Source organism: Micromonospora sp. (assembly GCF_048594385.1).
GTDB lineage: Bacteria > Actinomycetota > Actinomycetes > Mycobacteriales > Micromonosporaceae > Micromonospora > Micromonospora wenchangensis.
In genome coordinates, this window is record NZ_JBMDWU010000123.1 from 1 (window position 1) to 8,464 (window position 8,464).

The 8,464-nt window shown below is 72.5% G+C and carries 7 protein-coding genes and 1 riboswitch; of the genes, 2 read left to right on the top strand and 5 right to left on the bottom strand.

The genetic code is table 11. The features are described from left to right. Positions 1 to 289 precede the first annotated feature (289 nt). A complete protein-coding gene (locus ACOJTC_RS06150) occupies positions 290 to 1,069 on the bottom strand; it encodes a hypothetical protein (RefSeq protein ID WP_204924709.1) in 780 nt (259 codons plus the stop codon). Between the two features lie 477 nt (positions 1,070 to 1,546). After that, positions 1,547 to 1,750 (bottom strand): cold-shock protein, encoded by a 204-nt coding sequence (locus ACOJTC_RS06155; protein WP_204924708.1) that lies wholly within the window; start codon positions 1,748 to 1,750, stop codon positions 1,547 to 1,549. Positions 1,751 to 1,973: 223 nt separating this feature from the next. On the opposite strand from ACOJTC_RS06155, the gene ACOJTC_RS06160 reads away from it, so the two are divergent. After that, on the top strand, positions 1,974 to 2,504 hold the full coding sequence (locus ACOJTC_RS06160) for a GNAT family N-acetyltransferase (protein ID WP_420116116.1): 531 nt from the start codon (positions 1,974 to 1,976) through the stop codon (positions 2,502 to 2,504). 192 nt (positions 2,505 to 2,696) lie between these two features. Here the strand turns inward: ACOJTC_RS06160 and paaN are convergent, their stop codons facing one another. The 3 genes from paaN to thrC form a co-directional block, all read right to left on the bottom strand. Further along, positions 2,697 to 4,370: a phenylacetic acid degradation protein PaaN gene (paaN, locus tag ACOJTC_RS06165; RefSeq protein WP_420116117.1), complete on the bottom strand. Its 1,674-nt coding sequence runs from the start codon at positions 4,368 to 4,370 to the stop codon at positions 2,697 to 2,699. Positions 4,371 to 4,422: 52 nt separating this feature from the next. Then, on the bottom strand, positions 4,423 to 5,577 hold the full coding sequence (locus ACOJTC_RS06170; protein WP_420116118.1) for a GNAT family N-acetyltransferase: 1,155 nt from the start codon (positions 5,575 to 5,577) through the stop codon (positions 4,423 to 4,425). A gap of 362 nt (positions 5,578 to 5,939) precedes the next feature. Then, positions 5,940 to 7,226: a threonine synthase gene (gene thrC, locus ACOJTC_RS06175; RefSeq protein ID WP_420116119.1), complete on the bottom strand. Its 1,287-nt coding sequence runs from the start codon at positions 7,224 to 7,226 to the stop codon at positions 5,940 to 5,942. An 8-nt stretch (positions 7,227 to 7,234) separates the two neighbouring features. Next, positions 7,235 to 7,370, bottom strand: a riboswitch (SAM riboswitch). A 327-nt stretch (positions 7,371 to 7,697) separates the two neighbouring features. On the opposite strand from thrC, the gene ACOJTC_RS06180 reads away from it, so the two are divergent. Beyond that, complete coding sequence (locus tag ACOJTC_RS06180) at positions 7,698 to 8,402, top strand: hypothetical protein (RefSeq protein WP_204924704.1); 705 nt, start codon at positions 7,698 to 7,700, stop codon at positions 8,400 to 8,402. The last annotated feature ends 62 nt before the right edge of the window (positions 8,403 to 8,464 follow it).

Consider the following 8,464-nt stretch of genomic DNA (forward strand, 5'->3'; position numbering starts at 1 on the left):
TCTTGGCCATACGGCGTTGTCCTCCTGGACACTCACGGGCCACCCGGGTGTTGTGCCCCGGACGGGCCGCCTGGTGTACGCACCTTGGGGACGTCGCCACCTGGCGACGACGACGTCCTCCTCGGTCGGGCCGGACAGCCCGCGACGACCGGCCATGTGCCACCCCGACGCCATCGAGACGTCTGTGTGACCGTGGCCCTACCGCCCCGACCATTGGCACTCATCGTATGCGAGTGCCAATGACTTGTTTAGCACTCTCCCCTGCCGAGTGCAAGCACGATGGGGCCGGTCAGCCGAGTTCCGCCACCAGTCGTGTGACGTTCACCGGCCCCTCCTGCGCCCGCTGCTCGGCGTACGTCACGACCAGCCCGACCAACTGCACCAGGTAGACCGGGACGACCAGCACCGCGCTGACCAGGATCACCGCCACCGCGCCCACGGCGGTGCCCGGCGCGGTGAACGGGTCGGTGCCGAACGGCACGGTGCCGACCGACTCCACCACGCTGCCGAGCACGCTGCCGAGGAACACCGCCAGGGCGACGAGCGCCACCCGGCCGAGCACCATGCCCAGCCGGTCGTGGAACATGCGGAACGAGCGGCCGACCGGGTTCTGCCCCTCGAACAGGTAGACCGGGCCGGCCAGGGCGAGGGCGAAGGCCAGGTAGATGCCGGGCAGCAGGCAGAGGCAGAACCCGACGCCGACGAGCACGCCCAGCACCAGCATCCAGCCCCACAGGCCGAGGCAGCGGCGCGCGCCGTAGCGCAGCGCGCCGGGCAGGTCGGCGGGTTGGCCGGCGGCCTGCCGGGCCACCACCCAGGTCCCACCGGCCCAGCCGATGCCCTGCACCACCCCGAACGCCAGCGCGACCAGGAACACCGAGACGCCGTAGATCACCAGGTCGCTGAGGTAGTCCTCGGGCAGCGAGCCGTCGGCGGGCAGCATGGTGGCGTCGGGTCCCATGCCGAGCGAGAGCAGGGACACCGCCACCGCCGGCACGACCTGGGTGAGCAGCATCAGCGGCAGCAGGGGCCGCCAACTGCGCCGCACCGCGCCGGCGCACCGGCTCAACCACCCCTCCAGGCCGGCGTACGGGGGGTTGACCAGCGGGTCCTCGGGGCCCCACGGGCCGGCGTACGGCGCGGGACCGCCGCCCTGGCCCGGATACGGACCGACCCCGGGCGGGAGACTGCCGGCGGGCGGATGGCCCCAGCCCGGCGCCCAGGCCCCGGGCGTCCCCCAGCCGGGCTGACCGGGCGGCGCGCCCCAGCCGGGCTGGCCGGAGGGCGTGCCCCAGGGCGGTTGCCCCCACTGACCACCCGGAGACCCGGAAGCGGGGTCGGGTGGACCCGAAGGCGACTGGTCGGACATGAACCCTCCTCAGCGGGACGCCTGGACGGTTCACGATCTTTCCCGGCACCGGTCGCTACCGCCAGCCGTCACCCGGTGCACCCGACGGGTGGGAACCCGCCCGGCCGCCGGGGCAACAGCCCGGGGTGGGAACCCGATGCGCCCCGTCACCGGGGACGGGGCGGGACCGGCGGGAGGTCAGGCGATGACGCGGACCTGTTCGGCCTGCGGGCCCTTCTGGCCCTGGGCGATCTCGAACTCCACCCGCTGACCGTCGTCGAGCGCCTTGTAGCCGTCCATTTCGATGGCGGAGAAGTGGACGAAGACGTCCTGCCCGCCGTCGACGGCGATGAAGCCGTAGCCCTTTTCGGAGTTGAACCACTTGACGGTGCCCTGTGCCACGGTGCACTTCCTCACTCTGCGCGGCGTTCCCCAACTCCGGATTGCCGGCGGGCCGACAGCGGAGAGCCACCGTTGCGGCGGTCGGTGAGGGCCGCTGAATCGGTGACCGAAATCGCACGCTACACGAGGAGTGACGACAGCGCACGACCACAAATAGGGTCAAATCAGACGGGTATCGACCCGGTCACCCATCGGTGAACGTCTCTGCGGTATGCATGCCTCCATGACCTCTGCCCCGGCCCCACCGGCGACCCGCACGGTGCCCGTGCACCGGGTGCGTCCGCAGGACGCGGCCCGGATGCGGGCGCTGCGGCTGGAGATGCTCGCGGACGCGCCGCTGGCCTTCCTGGAGACCGTCGCCGAGGCCGCCGCCCGGCCGCACGCCGACTACGCGGCCCGGATCGCGTACGTGTCCCAGGGGTGTCACACCGCCCAGTTCGTGGCCGACCCCGGCGGCCGGCTGGTCGGGCACGCGGGCGGCACCCTCTCCCCCGACGAGCCGGACCTGACCGTCGTCTACGCGGTCTACGTGACCCCCTCCTGGCGGGGCAGCGGCCTGCTCGGTGCGCTGATCGACGAGGTCGCCGCCTGGTCGCGCGCCTGCGGCCGACCGCAGCTCATGCTGGAGGTGGTGGTCGGCAACGACCGCGCCTGCCGGGCCTACCACCGCCTGGGCTTCACCGACACCGGGGTACGCGTCCCACACCCCAAGATCCCGGCCCTCACCGAACTCCAGATGCGCCGTCCCGCCTGACCTCCACCCCGCCCCTGGCCGCCCGACCCCCGACCGTCCCCCGCTCCACCGCGACCCCGCCCACCCGGCCCCGGTGATCAAGAGGTTCAGGTCAACCGGAGGCCCGGATCTGACGCAAACTTCTTGATCACCGGGGCGGAAGCGGGGGTCGGAGCGGGGCGGGGCGGAAGCGGGGGGAGGGCCGGGGGCGGGTCAGGCGGGGCGGCGGGACTGGACGATGCGGAAACGGTTGGCCACGTACGCGCCGTCGGTGAGGGCGGCGTTGGCGGCCGGGTTCGCGCCGCTGCCGTGGAAGTCCGAGAAGGCGGCGGACTGGTTGACGAAGACCCCGCCGGTGAGGTTGGCCGACAGGTGCACCCCGACGTCGATCGCGGCGGCCTCGACGGCGTCCAGCACCGCCTCGTCGGTGGAGTAGACGGCGGCGGTCAGCGCGCCGGACTCCCCCACGGTGGACCGCATGATCTCGATGCTGTGCGCGGTCGAGTCGGTGGCGATGACGAACGAGATCGGCCCGAACCACTCCCGGCCGTAGACCTCGGTGTCGGTGGCGGCGAGCTTGACGACGGTGGGCGTCCGGACCACCGCGTCGGGCAGCGCCGGGTGGGCGACGGTACGCGACTCCAGCACGGTCTCGCCGACCTTGGTGACCTCGTCGAGCCGTTCCAGCACCCCGTCGTTGACGATCGCGCCGGTCAGCTCGACGCCCCGGGCCGGGTCGGCGGTGAGCTTGCCGATGGTGGCGGCGATGCCGGCGGCCACCTCGTCGAAGCTCTTGTGCCCCTGGTCGGTGGCGATGCCCCCGGCCGGGATCAGAATGTTCTGCGAGGTCGTGCACATCTGCCCGCTGTAGAGGGTCAGCGTGAAGCCGAGGTTGCGGCACATCCCGGCGAAGTCGTCGGTGGAGTCGATCACGACGGTGTTCAGGCCGGCCTTCTCGGTGTAGACCGTCGCCTGCCGGGCGTTGGCCTCCAGCCAGTCGCCGTACCCGGTGGAACCGGTGAAGTCGACGATCTTCACTGCCGGGTGCAGGGCCAGCGTCGAGGCCAGCTTCTCGCCGGGGGCCTCGGGGGCGAGCAGCACCAGGTCGGGGTCGAAGCCGGCCTCGGCGAGCACCTCCCGGGCGTACTTCACGGTGATCGCCAGGGGCAGCACCGCGCGGGGGTGCGGCTTGACCACCACCGGGTTGCCGGTGACCAGCGAGGCGAACAGCCCGGGGTACGAGTTCCAGGTCGGGAAGGTGTTGCAGCCGATCACCAGGGCCACCCCGCGCGGCACCACGTGGAACGTCTTGGTCATCCGCAGCGGGTCGCCCTTGCCGGCGGCCTTCTCCCAGCCGGCCGTCCCCGGGTGCCGGGTCATCTCGGCGTACGCGTAGGCGATCGCCTCCAGGGCCCGGTCCAGCGCGTGCGCGCCGCCGGCCTGGAACGCCATCACGAACGCCTGCCCGCTGGTGAACTGCACCGCGTTGGCCAGCTCGAAGATGTGCTTGTGCAGCCGGTCGAGGATCTCCAGGCAGACCCCCACCCGGGCCTGCGGGCCGGCGTCGCGCCAGGCCGGCAGGGCGGCGGAGGCGGCGGCGACCACCTCGTCCGCGCCCGGGTGCGGGTAGCGCACGTCCAGGGCCACCCCGAACGGGCTCGTCTCGGTGGCGACCCGGTCGGCCGTGCCGGGCTGGTCGAGCGGGAAGTCACCACCGAGGTACGCCTCGAAGGCGGCCTTCCCGTCGGCGGCGGCCGTCTCGCCGTACACCCGGGGGCTGGGTGATTCGGGATACGCCGACCAGTACCCCCGCTCGGTGATCGCGGTCAGCGCCCGGTGGAGGGTGTCGGCGTGCCTGTCGTACAGCGGGTGCGGGGTCTCCGTCATGCCCGCCATCATGCAACAGATGACGACCAGATCAGTAGGGGCGTGTCACAGATCAGATGGTCGACTGCCACTCCGTGGACCCGGCCACCGGCCGGAACCCGAGCTGCTCGTTGATCGCGATCATGTGGCTGTTCGCCGCCGCGTTGTAGGTGTCGACCACGCTCAGCTCCGGCTCGTACGCCAGGGTGTGTTCGAGGTTCTCGGCCTTGCAGAGCAGGCCGAGCCGGTGCCCCCGGTGGGCCGGGTCGACGATGGTGATCTGCTGCCAGGCGTGCCGGGTGGTGTTCGCGGCCAGGCTGAGCATGCTCCACGCGACCAGCCGGCCGGACTCCCCGTGCACGGCGGCGACGCTGTACCGGCGGACGCCCCGCGCGTCCAGCGCCCGCTCCATGCCCTGGATGCGCTCGGCGTCCACCCGCTCGGGTTCCCACTCCAGGTCACCCAGGGGCGCGTCGGCCAGCAACCGGCCCTCCAGGTAGGCGAGGTCGGCGAGATGCTCCGACTGCGGGTGTCCGTGCCAGCGGACCGTGCGGTAGCCGGCGGCGGCCGACCGCGCCCCGGCCCGCAGCGCCGCCAGCCGGTCCCGGTCGAGCGCGGTGACGTCGAGCCGGCGACGGACGTCAACCAGCGCCGGCCGGGCACCGAGCGCCGCCGCGAAAGCCGCCCCGGGAAACTCCCCCACCGGGGTGACCCCGACCGCACCGACCGACGACTCCCCGCCCGGCCCGCCCGACGCCGACGCACCCGGCTCATCGGGTGTCGTCCCACCCGGACCGCCCGGCGTCGCCCCGACCGGCCCGTCCGGCGTCGCCCCGCTCGGTCCGTCCGGCAGCGGGGTCACGGTGGAGCCGACCACCCGTTTGCAGCCGGCCTCCCGGAGCAGCCGCCGGGCGTGGGCGAACAACGCCCGCCCCACCCCGCGCCGCCGGTACGCCGGGTCCACCGCCAGCTCGATGCTGGCGTTCTCGGTGTTGTCCAGCAGGTGCAGGTTGACCCGGACCCAGCCGACGGGCACCCCGTCGAGCCGGGCCACCGACCACCGGGTGTCGATGCCGGGCATCGGGTGCCACAGCGACGCCTCGAAGCGTCGCCGGCAGAGCGGCGGGAGGTCGGGGGATTCCGTCGCCTCGACCGTCGCCGCGATCCGGTAGAGGGCGTCGAGGGTGGGCTGATCGGTCCGGTCGATCGTCGCGATGTCCAGGGCCACGCCGCGAGTCTTCCCGTGGACGACACCGAGGGCCAGCGGATTTCCGCTGGCCCCCGGTTCACGTTGGTCGGGAGGGACGTTCGCACAACGCCTCCGGCGTTGGGTCGCAAGAACTTGAAAAGTCTCCGGCGAAAGCCCTCCCGCACGGAGCATCTTCCGCCGCCCGGTTCCTGCCGTCAAGTCCTTCCCGGCGGGTTTTCACCACGCACCGCGAAAACCCGGTCACCCAGAGATCCACTCGGGCCGCCCTGCGCCCATGATCGACACAGTGGGGCCGAAGAGGCGGTGTCCCGGCCGGCTGACACCGCAACCCGCGCCCCGATGGGTCGACCACCGACGCAGAGGCGGGCGGTGCGCCGGGTTCAGGAGAGGAGGCCGGCGTCGCGGGCGGCCCGCAGGGACGGCTTGATCCGGTGGGTGGGGCCGACCTGACCGGCAACCGCGTCGATGGTCTTCAGGCCCTCGCCGGTGTTGAAGACGACCGTCTCGGCGGTCGGGTCGAGCCGGCCGGACTCGACGAGCTTGCGCAGCACCGCCACGGTCACCCCGCCGGCCGTCTCGGCGAAGACGCCTGTGGTGCGGGCCAGCAGCCGGATGCCGGCGCGGATCTCGTCGTCGTCGACGTACTCCATCCAGCCGCCGGTACGCCGCACCGCCTCCAGGGCGTACAGGCCGGCGGCGGGGTCGCCGATGTTGAGGGACTTGGCGATGCCGGTCGGCCGGACCGGGGTGATGGTGTCGGTGTCGGCGTGCAGGGCGGCGGCGATCGGGTTGCAGCCGGCCGACTGCGCGCCGAACACCCGCCAGCCTCCGGCCGGGGCCTCGACCAGGCCGATCTCGACCAGCTCGGTGAACGCCTTGTCGATCTTGGTGAGCAGTTCGCCGGAGGCCATCGGGATGACCACCTGGGCCGGGATGCGCCAGCCGAGCTGCTCGGCAACCTCGTACCCGAGGGTCTTGGAGCCCTCGGCGTAGTAGGGCCGGACGTTGACGTTGACGAAGGCGGTGTCCTCGAACTCGTCGGTCTCCACCAGTTCGCCGCAGAGCCGGTTCACGTCGTCGTACGAGCCGTCGATGGCGACCAGGTCGCCACCGTAGACGGCGGTGGTGATCACCTTGCCCTGCTCCAGGTCGCCCGGGATGAAGACCACCGAGGGTGCGCCGGCACGGGCCGCGTGGGCGGCCACCGAGTTGGCCAGGTTGCCGGTCGAGGCGCAGGCGAACCGCTCGAAGCCGAGCGCCTTCGCGGCGGTGAGCGCCACCGAGACCACCCGGTCCTTGAACGAGTGGGTCGGGTTGGCGCTGTCGTCCTTGACCCACAGCGGCGCGCTGATGCCCAGCTCGGCGGCGAGATGGGGTGCCGCCACCAGCGGGGTCAGCCCCGGGTCGAGGGTGACCCGGGTGGCCGGGTCCTGACCGGCGGGCAGGAGGGCGGCGTACCGCCAGATGTTCTGCGGGCCGGCCTCGATCTGCTCGCGGGTGACGCGCGCCAGCGCGGCGGCGTCGTAGTCGACCTCCAGCGGGCCGAAACACTCGTAACAGGCGTGCTGCGCGGCGAGCGGATAGCGGGCGGAGCAGGCGCGGCAGACCAGGGCACGGGCGGGGCTGGCGGCGGTGTCGATACCGGGGGCGGCGATCGTCGACGTCATGTCGATTCCTCTCATCTTTCCCCGCATCGCACCCTGCGGCGGGGACGGAATTGGCACCTGCCCCGCCGGACGCTCAGCGATGAGCGCGCGGGGTGGTTGCCGGGGCGTCGTCGGGCCGTATCCCTCAGCCCCTCTGGATGAGGTATGCAGTTGTGAGACCGAGTCTAGGCAGCTTCGCGGCCATCGCCCAGCCTGCTTCCCACGGTGTGAACCATGGCGTTGGCCACCCTGCCACCGGGCATCGACCGGGCACCCCGGTCGGCACCGGTGTTTCGGGGAAGTTTCCAGCTCAACACGTCCGTGGGCACCGGGCGGAGAAACCCGTTCGCCGGCCCTCCGGTCGGCCCCTGACCGCGCTCCGACAGGCCGACCCGGGCGGCCCATCGAGCCGATGACCGGCATTGCCATCGATCAGTACGGTGCGGGTGATCTGATGTCGAGAGAGGACCCCCGGCAATGCGACGGATACCGTTGAGCCTCACCAGTCTCGCCCTGGTCTGCCTGCTCACCGCGTGCGGGGGTGAGCAGGGCACGAAGGACGGGGCGGCGCCGACGGTCGGCCCGTCCGCCGAGCCCTCCACGGCCTCGGTGCTGAACGCGGCCACGGCCGAGCCGACGCCCACCGACGTCGAGCCGACCCCGCAGAAGAAGAGCGCCCCCGCCACCGCCCCGGCGGTCACCACCACTCCCCCGGCACCGGTGGTCAAGGCTCCGTTGACCTGCGCCCATCTGGCGGGCGCCAAGCTCGGCAGCAGCAAGACGCCCTACAACGGCTATCCGGACTACCTGCCGTTGAGCGAGGGGCAGTGGTCGGGCGAGGACGGCGCGACCGTGACGCTCCAGAAGCCCTGCGGTATCGGCGACCTCGACGGCGACGGCGCGGACGACGCGGTCGGCGTGGTCTCGATCAACTCCGGGGGCAGCGGCACCTTCTACACCGTCGCGGTGTGGCGCAACAACGGCGGCATGCCGGTGTTCCGGGCGCTGACCGATCTCGGCGACCGGACCCCGGTCGTGTCGGTGAGCGTGGCCGGACAGCGGGCCACCGTGGTCTGGTTGACCCGCAGCCCCAGCCGGGGCATGGCCGAGCTGGACATCAAACGCACCTCGGTCTACAAGCTCTCCGGCAGCACGCTCACCGAGGTGAGCCACACCGACGCTCCCTACAACCCCTGACCTGCCGCGTCGCCGGGGCGTCGGAGCGCCGGCGGCCGAGCAGCGTGTCGAGCGCCCAGGAA